12 protein-coding genes are annotated in these 12,783 nt (G+C 67.0%); 7 read left to right on the top strand and 5 right to left on the bottom strand.

Features of this window, described 5'->3' with window-relative positions; genetic code table 11:
• Positions 1 to 55 precede the first annotated feature (55 nt).
• The 4 genes from KV110_RS38315 to KV110_RS38330 all read left to right on the top strand — a co-directional run bounded on the left by KV110_RS38315 (position 56) and on the right by KV110_RS38330 (position 3,555).
• Entirely contained in the window at positions 56 to 1,108 is a 1,053-nt protein-coding gene (locus KV110_RS38315; protein ID WP_218471984.1) for an NAD(P)-dependent alcohol dehydrogenase, read from the top strand.
• Positions 1,109 to 1,247: 139 nt separating this feature from the next.
• A complete protein-coding gene (locus tag KV110_RS38320) occupies positions 1,248 to 2,465 on the top strand; it encodes an AI-2E family transporter (RefSeq protein WP_246634221.1) in 1,218 nt (405 codons plus the stop codon).
• A gap of 102 nt (positions 2,466 to 2,567) precedes the next feature.
• Positions 2,568 to 2,744 carry a hypothetical protein gene (locus tag KV110_RS38325; protein ID WP_218471986.1) on the top strand — a complete coding sequence of 59 codons (177 nt, stop codon included), beginning with the start codon at positions 2,568 to 2,570 and terminating at the stop codon, positions 2,742 to 2,744.
• Positions 2,745 to 2,823: 79 nt separating this feature from the next.
• Positions 2,824 to 3,555 carry a ZIP family metal transporter gene (locus KV110_RS38330; RefSeq protein ID WP_218471987.1) on the top strand — a complete coding sequence of 244 codons (732 nt, stop codon included), beginning with the start codon at positions 2,824 to 2,826 and terminating at the stop codon, positions 3,553 to 3,555.
• Positions 3,556 to 3,567: 12 nt separating this feature from the next.
• On the opposite strand, the gene KV110_RS38335 is transcribed toward KV110_RS38330, so the two are convergent.
• Entirely contained in the window at positions 3,568 to 3,975 is a 408-nt protein-coding gene (locus tag KV110_RS38335) for a VOC family protein (RefSeq protein WP_218479410.1), read from the bottom strand.
• Between the two features lie 91 nt (positions 3,976 to 4,066).
• On the opposite strand from KV110_RS38335, the gene KV110_RS38340 reads away from it, so the two are divergent.
• The 3 genes from KV110_RS38340 to KV110_RS38350 are packed head-to-tail and all read left to right on the top strand — an operon-like array spanning position 4,067 to position 5,829.
• A complete protein-coding gene (locus tag KV110_RS38340; RefSeq protein ID WP_218471988.1) occupies positions 4,067 to 4,297 on the top strand; it encodes a hypothetical protein in 231 nt (76 codons plus the stop codon).
• Positions 4,298 to 4,300: 3 nt separating this feature from the next.
• The gene (locus KV110_RS38345; RefSeq protein WP_218471989.1) at positions 4,301 to 4,777 is read left to right on the top strand and encodes a Clp protease N-terminal domain-containing protein; all 477 of its coding nucleotides are present in this window, start codon (positions 4,301 to 4,303) and stop codon (positions 4,775 to 4,777) included.
• On the top strand, positions 4,777 to 5,829 hold the full coding sequence (locus KV110_RS38350; protein WP_218471990.1) for a serine hydrolase domain-containing protein: 1,053 nt from the start codon (positions 4,777 to 4,779) through the stop codon (positions 5,827 to 5,829). Before KV110_RS38345 ends, KV110_RS38350 begins: the two co-directional genes overlap by 1 nt.
• A 75-nt stretch (positions 5,830 to 5,904) precedes the next feature.
• Here the strand turns inward: KV110_RS38350 and KV110_RS38355 are convergent, their stop codons facing one another.
• From KV110_RS38355 to aceA, 4 genes are all read right to left on the bottom strand, one after another.
• Entirely contained in the window at positions 5,905 to 7,425 is a 1,521-nt protein-coding gene (locus KV110_RS38355; protein WP_218471991.1) for a DEAD/DEAH box helicase, read from the bottom strand.
• 430 nt (positions 7,426 to 7,855) lie between these two features.
• Entirely contained in the window at positions 7,856 to 10,159 is a 2,304-nt protein-coding gene (gene metE, locus KV110_RS38360) for a 5-methyltetrahydropteroyltriglutamate--homocysteine S-methyltransferase (RefSeq protein ID WP_218471992.1), read from the bottom strand.
• A 122-nt stretch (positions 10,160 to 10,281) separates the two neighbouring features.
• A complete protein-coding gene (locus KV110_RS38365) occupies positions 10,282 to 11,151 on the bottom strand; it encodes a 3-hydroxybutyryl-CoA dehydrogenase (protein ID WP_218471993.1) in 870 nt (289 codons plus the stop codon).
• Between the two features lie 195 nt (positions 11,152 to 11,346).
• Positions 11,347 to 12,636 (bottom strand): isocitrate lyase, encoded by a 1,290-nt coding sequence (gene aceA, locus KV110_RS38370; protein ID WP_218471994.1) that lies wholly within the window; start codon positions 12,634 to 12,636, stop codon positions 11,347 to 11,349.
• Positions 12,637 to 12,783: the final 147 nt, after the last annotated feature.

Raw genomic sequence — 12,783 nt, forward strand, 5'->3', positions numbered from 1 at the left:
GTCCGTTATGGGGCATGTTTGGCACTTGGTGCCATGCGGCGGTAGGCATGTATGCATGACAACTGCCGCTGCCTATGCCGTACCCGCACCCGATGGCACGTTCGAGAAGGTGACGATCGAGCGCAGGGAGTTGGGCCAACACGACGTGCTGATCGACATCAAATACGCGGGTATCTGCCATTCCGACATCCACACCGCCCGCGACGAATGGGGTGGCGCCAAGTACCCCTGCGTGCCGGGTCACGAGATCGCGGGCCTGGTCGCCGCGGTCGGTTCCGCGGTGAGCAAGTACCAGGTGGGCGACCGCGTCGGCGTCGGCTGCATGGTCGATTCCTGTGGCAAGTGCGGGCCGTGCCTGGCCGACGAGGAGCAGTACTGCACCCGCGGCGCCACCATGACCTACAACACGCCGGTCGACCCGGCCGTCCAGCCCGGCGGATACACCATGGGCGGCTACTCCACCCAGATCGTGGTGACCGAGAACTTCGTCGTCGGCATTCCCGAGGGCATCGGGCTCGACGTGGCGGCGCCGCTGCTGTGCGCGGGCGTCACGCTGTTCTCCCCGCTGCGGCACTGGAACGCCGGACCGGGCAAGAAGGTCGCCATCATCGGCATGGGCGGGCTCGGGCATGTCGGGGTGAAGATCGCGTCCGCGCTCGGCGCCGAGGTCACCGTGCTCAGCCACTCGCTGAGCAAGCAGGAGGACGGCAAGCTGTTCGGCGCCAGCCACTACTACGCCACCAGCGACAAGCAGACCTTCCGCGAACTGCGCGGCCGGTTCGACCTCATCCTCAACACCGTCTCGGCGGACCTGCCGATCGACGACTACCTGAAGCTGCTGAACCTCGACGGCACCCTGGTGATCCTCGGCCTCCCGGAAAACCCGATGAGCGTCAAGCCGTTCACCATCGCCGGTTACCGGCGCTCGCTCGCCGGATCGATGATCGGCGGCATCGCGCAGACCCAGGAGATGCTGAACTTCTGCGCCGAACACGGCATCGGCGCGGAAATCGAGGTGATCTCGGCCGACGAGATCGATGGCGCCTACGAGCGCGTGGTCGCCAGCGACGTCCGCTACCGCTTCGTCATCGACGTGTCGACCATGTGAGATTCGCGGCTCGCGCACCGCGCCACTGGCCGAGCACGCCAGGTGAGGCCCGCTGTCGATGTCGACGGCCGCCAGGGGTCCGCTCGCCCGGCCGGGCAGGTTGCGGGCGGACCTGGGTGCACCTGGGTACGTTGACGTGGTGGCTGCGGATGACGACGAAACGACGCCTCCCGCCGGAATCTCGGCGCCCGCCGGCGAGGCGGTGGTCACCGCCGAGGTGACCACCGGACCGCCGCCGTGGTTGCTGCGGGCGTTCCTGCTCGCGGCGGCGACGGTGGCGGGGCTGTTCGCGAGCTATTGGGCACTGACCCGGCTGCAGGGCTTGCTGACCATCCTGTTGGTTTCGCTGTTCCTGGCGTTCGCCATCGAGCCCGCGGTGAACTGGCTCGCGCGCCGTGGGATGCGGCGCGGGCCCGCGACCGGAGTGGTCTTCCTCGTCTTGGCCGTGATCGTCGTCGGATTCTTCTGGACGCTCGGCTCATTGCTGATCGATCAGGTCACCACCCTGGTCAACAACGCGCCGCAGTACGCCGACCAGGGCATCGACTGGGCCAACCGCACCTTCAAGACGCACCTGTCCGGTACCGACATCGAGAAATACACCAGCAATTGGAGTAAATATCTCGAGGGCATGGCCGGAAATGCCTGGGATATCGGCACGAAGACGATCGGCGTGGTCTTCCAGTCGCTCGGCGTGCTGCTGTTCACCTATTATTTCGCGGCCGACGGACCGCGCTTCCGTAACGCCGTGTGTTCCCTGTTGCCGCCGCGTCGGCAACGGCATGTGTTGCGCGCCTGGGACATTGCCGTGGAGAAGACCGGCGGCTACATCTACTCGCGCGGCCTGCTCGCGCTCGCCTCCACGCTGGCGCATTACGTCGCGCTGCGAGTGCTCGATGTGCCGTCCGCCTTCGCGCTCGCGCTCTGGGTCGGTGTCGTCTCGCAGTTCATTCCGACGGTCGGCACCTACCTCGCCGGGGCACTGCCGGTCATTGTCGCGCTGGTGCACGACCCCTCGGACGCGCTGTGGATTCTCGGCTTCATCGTGCTGTATCAGCAGTTCGAAAACTATGTGCTGCAACCGAGAATCACCGCGACCACCCTCGACATGCACCCCGCCGTCGCCTTCGGTGCGGTGCTGGCGGGGGCCGCGCTACTCGGTGCGACCGGTGCGCTGCTTGCCATTCCGGTCACCGCGACGGTCCAAGCGTTCAGCGGCGCCTACATCCGTCGCTACGACGTCGAGACCGACGTCGACACGACGAAACCGGAACCGCCGCCGAAGAAGAAGCCCCGAAAATGGTCCCGGCAGTTGACCTTTCGCTTCACTGGCTCCGGCCAGCCGCCGACGGATTAACCGCACATGCCCGGACCTGCTCGTTCAGCGCCCGCGTCACCACGCCCAGCGGCGCCCTGTTGCGCGGTGTCGTACTCGACCTGAATGGTGAGCCGATCATCGATGGTGAAGACCGTGAGCTTCGGCGGCACGTCGCCGGACTTCGCCGTCGGCGCCGTGCTGCAGACCATGATCGGCGGGCTGCTGCTGCAGTGGCTGGTCGACCCGGCCAACGCACCGCCCGCCGACACGCTAGCCGCGGGCCTTCGCACGCTGGCCGAGGCTGTCGACCCCGCCTGACCGACGCCGGGCGACCACCCGGCGAACTCGCCGACCGGTGCTACCGTTCCCGCCCGTGCCGATCATCCATGCTGGAACGATGGCGATTCTGCTGGCGCTGGTCTCGATGTGCTCCACGCTGATCGGCGGGTTCGTCGCGGTGCGCATCGGCGACCGCAAACATCTGGTACTCGGACTCGCCGCGGGCGTGATGCTCGGCGTGGTCTTCTTCGACCTGCTGCCAGAGGCGCTGGAACAGTCCAGCCAGCAGGTGCTCGGGGTGCCCGCCGCACTGCTCGCCGCGGTGGTCGGGTTTCTCACCATCCACGTGATCGAACGCGCGGTCGCCATTCACACCGGCCACGAGCAGGAATTCGGCACGCACACCCATGGTTTCGAATCCGTCGGCATCCTCGCCGCCGCCGGGCTGATCTTTCACAGCCTCTTGGACGGCCTCGGCATCGGTCTCGGTTTCCAGGCCGGCGCAGGCGTCGGCGCCGCGGTCGCCATCGCGGTCATCGCGCACGACTTCGCCGACGGTTTCAACACTTTCACCATCTCGACCCTCTACGGCAACGCCCGCAAGCGCGCGCTGACGCTACTCGGCCTCGACGCGATCGCCCCCGTGGTCGGCGCGGTGATCGGCACCCTGATCCACGTCCCCGACGGCATGGTCGGCCTCTACCTCGGCTACTTCGCCGGTTTCCTGCTGTACCTGGCCACCGCCGACATCCTGCCGGAAGCACACGCCGTGCACCCCTCCCGCCTCACCCTCGCCTGCACGGTGACGGGCGCGGCGCTCATGCTTGGCGTCGCCGCGCTGAACCACTGACCGCGGTCGCGGTCAGAACACCGTCCGCGGCATCAACACCACCCCCCAGCCATCCGGGTCGGGAAAGGTCAACCCGCCGTTGGCGGTCCAGTACGGGTTCTCCGCCTCGACCGGCTCGACACCGAACTCCGCCAGCCGCCGCGCGACCTCGGACATCCGCGCCGCATCGGTGAAGTACAGGACCAGCAGGTTTTCCGCACTCGGCGCCGTACCCGGGCTGCCGTCCACATGTGTCGTGAACTCCAGGTGGTAGCCGGTCCCCGGCAGTCCGACCATTACTCCGTCGTAGCCCCCGTGGTTTTCGAACCGGTAGAGCTCGCGCAGGCCGAGCCCTTCGACATAAAAGCGCACCACCTCGTCCAGCTGATCCGTCGGCCGCGCGATCCGCACCTGCGCCACCGGCAACGACTCGGGCCACATGTTGTTCTCTGCTTTCACATTTCGACAGTACGACGTGATAGCAAGCAACCGAGGTTGACTATCTCCGATTTAGTCAACTAAGGTTGCTTTCATGTCCACCCCGGAAATTCCCGAAACAGGCGATCCCGCCGGTCGGCTCGCGGCCGTGGTCGCGTTGCGGCGCTTGGCCGATCAGCTGGAAGACAACGCCGTCGAGGAGGCGATGCGGGCGGGCTGGAGTTGGCCGCAGGTCGCCGAGGCGCTCGGTGTCACCCGGCAAGCAGTGCACAAGAAGCACGCCAAGCGGCTCATCGCCGCGGGCGTCAGCCTGAGGAGGCGTTGACCGATGACCCCATTCGACGAATACCTGCATGCCGTCATCACCGAGGGCAGCAGTGAGGCGCAACGCGACGGATCGGCGACCGTCGAGGCGCAACATCTGCTGCTCGCGATTGCCGGGCAGGAGGGCACCGCACCGCAACGCGTGCTGGCCTCGGTCGGGCTCGACCACCAGTCGATCCGTGACGCACTGCGTCGGGAGTTCGAGCACAGCCTGAGCGCGGCCGGGGTGTCCCCTGCCGCGATAGCGCCATCGGGCTCGCGCGGCTACTACAAGGGTCGCCCGAACGTCGGCGCCTCGACCAAGCTCGCACTGGAGCGCAGCTTCAGTTCCGTTGCCCGCAAACGGGATCTGCGGCCCGCCCATGTGCTGCTCGGCATATTGCGTGCCGAGGTCGGGACCGTGCCGCGAGCACTGGCCCTGGCGGGCATCGATCGAACCGACCTGCAGGCACGGGTGCAGCAGACTCTCGAAGAGGCATGATGAGCGACCATCCGGAAGTACAAACCCTTTTGGACGAGGCCGTGTGCGAAGGCCTACCCGGCATCATCTGCGAGATCCGCGACGAGCGCGGCCGCTGGTTCGGCGCCGCGGGCGTGGCCGATACCACGACCGGCCGCCAACGCGACGAACAGGAACAGTTCCGGATCGGCAGCGCCACAAAGGCATTCACCGCAACGGTGGTGCTGCAGCTCGTCGCGGAGGGCAAGCTGAGCCTCGATGACCCGGTGGACAGCTGGCTGCCCGGCTTGATCGCGGGCAACGGCAACGACGGCACCTCGATCACCATCCGCCAGCTGCTCGACCACACCAGCGGACTGTTCACCCACACCGACGACGAACAGGTGCGCTCCGGCGAAGGCTGGCTGCCCGAGCAGCTGGTGCGCATCGCCGTGACCCACCCGCCGTACTTCCCGCCCGGCGCGGGCTTCAGGTACTCCAACACCAACTACGTCGTCGCCGGGATGATCGTCGAGCGGGTGACGAATGAGCCGATCGCACAAGAGATCTCACGCCGAATCAGCGAGCCGCTCGGGCTGACCGGCACCTACTCGGCGGGCACCGAAACGCGGATACGCGGACCACACCCGCGGCACTATTCGACCCTGTTCAACCCCGCACCCGAGGCCGAGGTCCACGACATCACCGAGATGGACCAAACCTGGAGTGGCGCAGCAGGTGACATGATCTCGACCACGGGCGACCTGCAGCTGTTCCTGCGCGCGCTATTGAGCGGACAGCTGCACCCACCGGCTCAGCACCAGCAGATGTGGACGACCATATCGACCGATGGTTCGGATTGGGTACCGCACACACGCTATGGGCTCGGTGTTTTCTCCCAGGAACTACCGTCCGGCGCAACGGTTTACGGTCTGGGCGGGGCCACCATGGGCTCGTGGACCTGGGCGATGGGCAGCCGCGACGGCAGCCGGATCGTGGTGACCCAGACCAACGGGGACTGGAACGACCCGCTGGACGTCTTCACCACCGTGCTGCAAACCCAGTTCAGCTCATCCGTACCGACGTCCCATTGAACGACAAAGGCCACCTTCAACCCTGAAGGTGGCCTTTGTCTTTCGACTATGCGGCTACGCGCCGACAGTCAACGATCAGTTCCGCCCCGCCCGAACGGCGGGTGCCTGCTCGCGGGTCGCGACCGTGCGGGTGCGCGTGGCTCCGCCACGGGAGCCACGCGTCGAGGTCCGGCCCGCGGCATCGAAGCCATGGGCGGCGGCACCGTTCGTGCCACGACCGTTCCGGCTCCGGGACTGCCCACCGGCCACGTACGGCGCGGCCTCGCCGGTGCCACGCCCACCACTGCCACGCCCGCCACGACTCCGCGACTGACCGGCAGGCGCGCCGTAGCTCCCGCCGCGCCGGTTCCGGTTGCCCTGACCATCGGCGGTCGAGGCCACCGGCATCGCGCTCGGCGCGACCTTCGGTGCGATGGTGCCGACCAGTGCCGTCACCGGCGCCGAATCCGCGGTCACCCGCTGCGACGAGACGTTGATGTTCGCCCTGCGCAGCAGCGTCGCGACATCCCTGCGCTGTTCGGGCAGGACAACGGTGACGACGTCGCCGGAGCTGCCCGCCCGCGCGGTACGGCCGGAACGGTGCAGGTAAGCCTTGTGCTCGGCGGGCGGATCGACGTGCACGACCAGCTCGACATCGTCGACGTGCACGCCACGCGCGGCGATATCGGTCGCGACGAGGACCCGGGCCGAACCGTTGGTGAAGGCGGCCAGGTTGCGGTCGCGGGCGACCTGCGACAGGTTGCCGTGCAGGTCGGTCGCGGGAATCCCGGCGGTGGTCAGCTGCTTCGCGAGCTTGCGGGCCTGATGCTTGGTGCGCATGAACAGGATGCGGCGCCCGGACCCGGCGGCCAGCGTCTCGACCAGGACCCGCTTGGCTTCGACGCCGCCGACCTCGAAGACGTGGTGGGTCATCGCGGGCACCGGCGAGTCCGCCGTGTCGACCGAGTGCGAGGCCGGGTTGCGCATGAACTGCTTGACCAGCTTGTTGACCCCGTTGTCCAGCGTTGCCGAGAACAGCAGCCGCTGGCCGCCGTTCGGCGTCGCCGCGAGAATGCGGGTCACCGCGGGCAGGAAGCCGAGGTCGGCCATGTGGTCGGCCTCGTCGAGCACGGTGATCTGCACGTCCTGCAGCGAAACCACGCGCTGGCGCATCAGATCCTCTAGCCGGCCGGGGCAGGCGACGACGATGTCGACGCCGGTCGAGAAGGCCTTGGCCTGACGGTGCTGGGAAACGCCACCGATGATGGTCGTCACCTTCAGCCCGCAGGCGGCGGCCATCGGCTCCAGGGCGGCGGCGATCTGGGTGGCCAGCTCTCGGGTCGGCGCGAGGATCAGACCACGCGGATTGCGGCCCGGCCTGCGGTCGGCACCGGCGAGGCGGTCGACCATGGGGATGGAGAAGGCGAGCGTCTTGCCGCTACCCGTCTTGCCGCGGGCGAGCACGTCGCGACCGGCGAGGGTATCGGGCAGCGTGGCCGCCTGGATGGGGAACGGAGCGCTGATGCCACTCGAGGTGAGGGCGCCGACCAGCTTCGCGCCGACTCCGAGAGCGGCGAAAGACGTGGTGGCGGCAGGGCTCGAAGAATGAGTCGTCATATGGGGTGAGGTGCCTTCCAGGCATCGGGGGTTTACCCCAGCGCTGCGCAGGATTTGTCGTCCGTGCGTTCGGTGTTATGACACCCAGCTGAGGCGCCGACGCGAAAGGTAAGACATCCACGACGGATCGTAAGGGAGCGTGAAGATCAACGCTTGCCTCTGGTAACTCTAGCGCAACCTCGAGTATTCCTCGCAGGCGGGCCGCGACCAACTCGAGTGGGTTACGTCACCACGCCGTTCGCCGACGCCCGCATAACGCACTGCTGGCGGCGCACCCGACCCGATTCGACTACGCCGACGACCACGATGCCACGAACGAAGGCCGCCCCCTGCGAAAACAGGGGGCGGCCAATGTAGTTCACCGGGCAGGCGCTGCCGGACGGAGTCCGTCCATAGACCGCGCATGGCCGCAGCGAATGCGGAGGTACGCTTATTCGGCCGCGAGCGCGCGCCTGCGGACCCGGCGAGCCGCCGCGACCATGTTGCGCAACGACGGCTCCAGCTGCCAGTAGTGCCGGGTCTTCAGCCCGCCGTCCGGATTCGCCCATAGTCGTTCCGGCGTAACGGCTTCCGCCGCGGCGGTGAGCAGTTCGTCCAGTTCGTCGATGTCCGGGATACGCGCCGAGCGGCTTTCGTACACACCGGGACCGACACCGTGACTCAGGCCGTGGTCGGTGCCGCTGTCCGCCTTGAGCGCCTTGAGCACCCATTCGATCGAGCGGGTGGCGACGATCGCGGTGACGTCGGCGTCGAGCTCGTCGATCGCCTCGACCACCTCGGCACGGCCGGAATACCCGATGTGCGTGTGGATCTGGGTTTCCGCCTTGACCCCGGAGGTGGCAAGCCGGAACGCGCCGACCGCCCAGCGCAGGTATTCCGCCCGGCCATCGGGACGCAGCGGCAGCATCTCCCTGATGGCGGGTTCGTCGACCTGGATGATCGCGATGCCCGCCTTTTCCAGATCCGCCAGCTCGTCGCGGATGGCCAAGGCCACCTGGTCGGCGGTCTCGTGCAGCGGCTGATCCTGCCGGACGAACGAGCGGGCGATCATCGTGACCGGTCCGGTGACCATGCCCTTGACCGGCTTGTCGGTCAACGACTGGGCGTAGCTGATCCACTCCACCGACATCGGCTCGGGCCGCGACACGTCGCCGTAGAGGATCGGCGGGCGCACACACCGCGACCCGTACACCTGCACCCAGCCGAAGTGGGTGGTCGCGAAGCCGTCGAGCAGCTCGGCGAAGTACTGGATCATGTCGTTGCGTTCGTGCTCACCGTGCACCAGCACGTCGAGGCCGATGTCCTCCTGCAACCGGATCGTCGCCTCGATCTCGGCTTCGATCCGCTTGCGGTAGTCGTCGAAGGACAGTCGTCCCTGACCGAGCTCGTAGCGCGCCTGCCGAATCTTGTTGGTCTGCGGGAACGAGCCGAGCGTGGTCGTCGGCACCAGCGGCAGATTCAGCTTGGCCTGCTGCGCCTCGCGACGCTCCTCATACGGTTCACGCGAACGCATTTCCGGCGTGACCGCGTAAACTCGTTGCCGCACCGCGTGTTTCTGCTTGAAGTGCACCTCGGTCGGCCGCTTGCGCCAGCTGTCCGACGGTCCCTCGGTGAGCGCCTTGGCGAGCGAAACCACCTCGCCCACCTTCTGTTTCGCGAAGGCGAGCCGGTCGGCCACATTGCCGAGGATGTCGTACTCGATGAGCAGGTCGTACGGCACGTGCAGCAGCGTGGTCCCGGTCGACACGACCAGGTCCGGGCACACCTGCGCGAGCTGATTCAGGTATTCGAGCGTCACGTGGCGGTCGGCCCGCCACACATTGGTTCCGCTGATCACCCCGGCGTACAGGCGTTTCCGGCGAATGCCTTGGATCTCCGCGAGCTCCTCCGGCCGGATGCGGTAGCTGGCCAGATCGAGGCCGATGGCCTCCACATTGCTGGCCGCCAGAATCCGCAGCGCCTCACCGAAATCGCCGTACTGGCCGGTGACGAGCATCCGCGGACGCAGCGGCGCCTTCGAAAGTCGTTGGTAGGCAGCCTCGAACGCGGCCAGCTCGGCGGGCGTGCGCTCGCTGGTGAACGCGGGTTCGTCCAGCTGCACGCAGGTCGCGCCGCGCTTGGCGAGGATTTCGAACAGTTCCTCGTACACCGGGAGCAGCTTGTCCAGCAGCATCAGCGTGTCGAACTCGTCCTGGCCGGGAATCTGCCCCGCCTTGGAGAGCAGCAGCAGCGACGCGGGGCCGAGCACCACCGGACGCAGCTCGATGTCCTGTGCCTTGGCGCGGTCGAATTCGTCGAGCAACGCCTCTGGATGCAGCGAGAACGCGGTGTCGGCGTCCAGTTCCGGCTGGCGGTAGTGGTAATTGCTGCCGAAGAACCGCACCAGTTCCAGCGGCGGCAGGTCCGGCCGGCCGCGCGCCATCAGGAAATAGAAGTCCAGCGGATCCATCTTGTCCCGGTACGGCTCGAACCGCTCGGGCACGGCGCCGAACAACAGCGCGTTGTCCAGCACGTGGTCATAGAAGGAGAAGGTATTGCCGGGCACCTGGGTCAACCCGGTGGCGGCGAGTTCGTTGAACTGCCGTTCCTGAATATCACGGCCCACCGCGAGCAATTCGTCGCGGGGAATCGCTCCGCGCCAATAGGCCTCGAGTGCCCGCTTGAGTTCTCGATGCGGCCCGATCCGCGGGTAGCCGAGGATGCTCGACCCGTAGCCGTCGGTCACGTTCACCATGAGCGCGCTGCTCCCTTCGATGGCTGTGCGGCGCCCACTACGAAGAATGGACGCCGCACGCTATTGCGCCTGGGTTGCTGTGGTGCGGTCCGCGACGCGGTCGCGGCCAAATCGGACAGGATTCAGCGGTTGTACTGGTAGAAACCAGCGCCGGTCTTCTTGCCGAGCAACCCAGCTTCGACCATACGCATGAGCAGCGGCGGAGCCGAGTACAGCGGCTCCTTGAATTCCTGGTACATCGAGTCGGCGATCGACTTGACGGTGTCCAGGCCGACCAGGTCGGTCAGCGCGAGCGGACCCATCGGGTGCGCGCAGCCGAGCACCATCGCCTTGTCGACGTCGTCCTTGGTGGCGAAGCCGGATTCGACCATCCGGATGGCCGAGAGCAGGTACGGCACGAGCAGCGCGTTCACCACGAAACCGGAGCGGTCGGCGGAGCGGACCACCTGCTTGTCGAGCACGTCACCGGCGAACGCCTCGGCGCGCTTGGACACGGCCTCGCTGGTCTTCAGCGTGGTCACCAGTTCGACCAGCGGCAGCACCGGCACCGGGTTGAAGAAGTGCATGCCGACGACCCGCTCGGGCTGCGTGGTCGCGACGGCGATCTTCATGATCGGAATGGAGGAGGTGTTGGAGGCCAGCACGGCCGACGGGTCGGTGACGACCTTGTCCAGCTCGGCGAAGATGGCGGTCTTCACCTTCTCGTCCTCGAGCACCGCCTCGACCACCAGCTGGCGGTCGGCGAAGTCGTTGAGGTCGGAGGTGAACCGCAGTCGCCATGCGGCCTGCTCGCGCTCCCGCTCGGTGATCTTGCCGCTGCTGACGCCGCGGTCGAGCGAACGCAGGATGCGGGCGCGGCCAGCGGCGGCCAATTCTCTGGTCTGTTCGAAGACGAGCACGTCGACGTGCGCCCTCGCACACACCTCCGCGATTCCGGCACCCATCTGTCCGGCGCCGATGACACCGACGCGTTGAATCTTCTCGCTGCTCACGTCCCGCTCCTGCTGTTGGTCTGGCTAGTCGGTGGCTGGAAGGGATGTGCTCTGATGTGAGCGACCCTTCGATGGTCCAAGGTATAGGGATGCCCTCCCCGCCGGGGCTGTTCGACGGGGAGGGCAGTACACCCCTACAAGGGGGTATCGGTATTCACGTCGGGAACCTCATTCCCTTGGCGAATCACGGTCGGCTCAGTGGAACTGGCCCTCTTCGGTGGAACCCTTCAGCGCCGCGGTCGAGGTGTTCGGGTCGACCGTGGTGGCGATGGTGTCGAAGTAACCCGCACCGACCTCACGCTGGTGCTTGATGGCGGTGAAGCCACGCTCGCTGGCGGCCTTGAACTCGCGCTCCTGCAGGTCGACGAAGGCGGTCATGCCCTCGCGGGCGTAGCCGTAGGCCAGGTCGAACATGCCGTAGTTGAGCGAGTGGAAGCCGGCCAGGGTGATGAACTGGAACTTGAAGCCCATCGCGCCGAGCTCACGCTGGAACTTCGCGATGGTCGCGTCGTCCAGGTGGGCCTTCCAGTTGAAGGACGGCGAGCAGTTGTAGGCCAGCAGCTGGTCCGGGAACTCGCTGCGGACGGACTCGGCGAACTTGCGGGCGACCTCGAGGTCCGGCACGCCGGTTTCCATCCAGATGAGGTCGGCGTAGGGGGCGTAGGCCTTGGCCCGCGCGATGCAGGGCTCGATGCCGTTCTTCACACCGAAGAAGCCCTCGGCGGTGCGGGTGCCGTCCAGGAACTCACGGTCGCGCTCGTCCACGTCCGAGGTGATCAGGGTGGCGGCCTCGGCATCGGTGCGGGCGATGATCACCGACGGCACGTCGGCGACGTCGGCGGCCAGCCGGGCGGAGGTCAGGGTGCGGATGTGCTGCTGGGTGGGGATCAGCACCTTGCCACCGAGGTGGCCGCACTTCTTCTCCGAGGCCAGCTGGTCTTCCCAGTGCACACCGGCGGCGCCGGCGGCGATCATGGCCTTCTGCAGTTCGTAGGCGTTCAGCGCGCCACCGAAACCGGCTTCGGCGTCGGCGACGATCGGGGCCAGCCAGTTGCTGACCGAGGTGTCGCCCTCGACCTTGGCGATCTCGTCGGCACGCAGCAGCGCGTTGTTGATGCGGCGGACCACGGACGGAACCGAGTTGGCCGGGTACAGCGACTGGTCCGGGTAGGTGTGGCCGGACAGGTTCGCGTCACCGGCGACCTGCCAACCGGACAGGTAGATGGCCTTCAGGCCGGCGCGGACCTGCTGGACCGCCTGGTTGCCGGTGAGGGCGCCCAGGGAGTTGATGTAGTCCTCGTTGTTCACGAGGTCCCAGAGGATCTCCGAACCGCGGCGGGCCAGGGTCGCCTCTTCGACGACGGTGCCCTGGAGCTTCGACACCTGCTCGGCGGTGTAGTTACGGGTGACGCCCTTCCAGCGCGGGTTGGTGTCCCAATCCTGCTGGATTTCCGCAGCGGTCTTCGGGGTGCCGGCGTTCGACATCTCTGACTCCACTTCCTCGTTTAGGTCGATTGCCCCACGGCCGAGCGGATAAACGACTCGAACTGCTGGAGCGGCAATTTGCAGGCTTGCTAGGCCCATGGGGTGTACTTCCACACGATTGCACAATGCGAAATGGCCGTCTACCTG

Origin of the sequence: Nocardia iowensis, from assembly GCF_019222765.1 — a bacterium.
GTDB classification, from domain to species: domain Bacteria; phylum Actinomycetota; class Actinomycetes; order Mycobacteriales; family Mycobacteriaceae; genus Nocardia; species Nocardia iowensis.

Coding starts and splice junctions, on each gene's coding strand:
- KV110_RS38315 (WP_218471984.1), top strand. CDS start 56: ATGACAACTGCCGCTGCCTATGCCGTACCCGCACCCGATGGCACGTTC.
- KV110_RS38325 (WP_218471986.1), top strand. CDS start 2,568: ATGGTGAAGACCGTGAGCTTCGGCGGCACGTCGCCGGACTTCGCCGTC.
- KV110_RS38330 (WP_218471987.1), top strand. CDS start 2,824: ATGGCGATTCTGCTGGCGCTGGTCTCGATGTGCTCCACGCTGATCGGC.
- KV110_RS38335 (WP_218479410.1), bottom strand. CDS start 3,975: ATGTGGCCCGAGTCGTTGCCGGTGGCGCAGGTGCGGATCGCGCGGCCG.
- KV110_RS38340 (WP_218471988.1), top strand. CDS start 4,067: ATGTCCACCCCGGAAATTCCCGAAACAGGCGATCCCGCCGGTCGGCTC.
- KV110_RS38345 (WP_218471989.1), top strand. CDS start 4,301: ATGACCCCATTCGACGAATACCTGCATGCCGTCATCACCGAGGGCAGC.
- KV110_RS38350 (WP_218471990.1), top strand. CDS start 4,777: ATGAGCGACCATCCGGAAGTACAAACCCTTTTGGACGAGGCCGTGTGC.
- KV110_RS38355 (WP_218471991.1), bottom strand. CDS start 7,425: ATGACGACTCATTCTTCGAGCCCTGCCGCCACCACGTCTTTCGCCGCT.
- metE (WP_218471992.1), bottom strand. CDS start 10,159: ATGGTGAACGTGACCGACGGCTACGGGTCGAGCATCCTCGGCTACCCG.
- aceA (WP_218471994.1), bottom strand. CDS start 12,636: ATGTCGAACGCCGGCACCCCGAAGACCGCTGCGGAAATCCAGCAGGAT.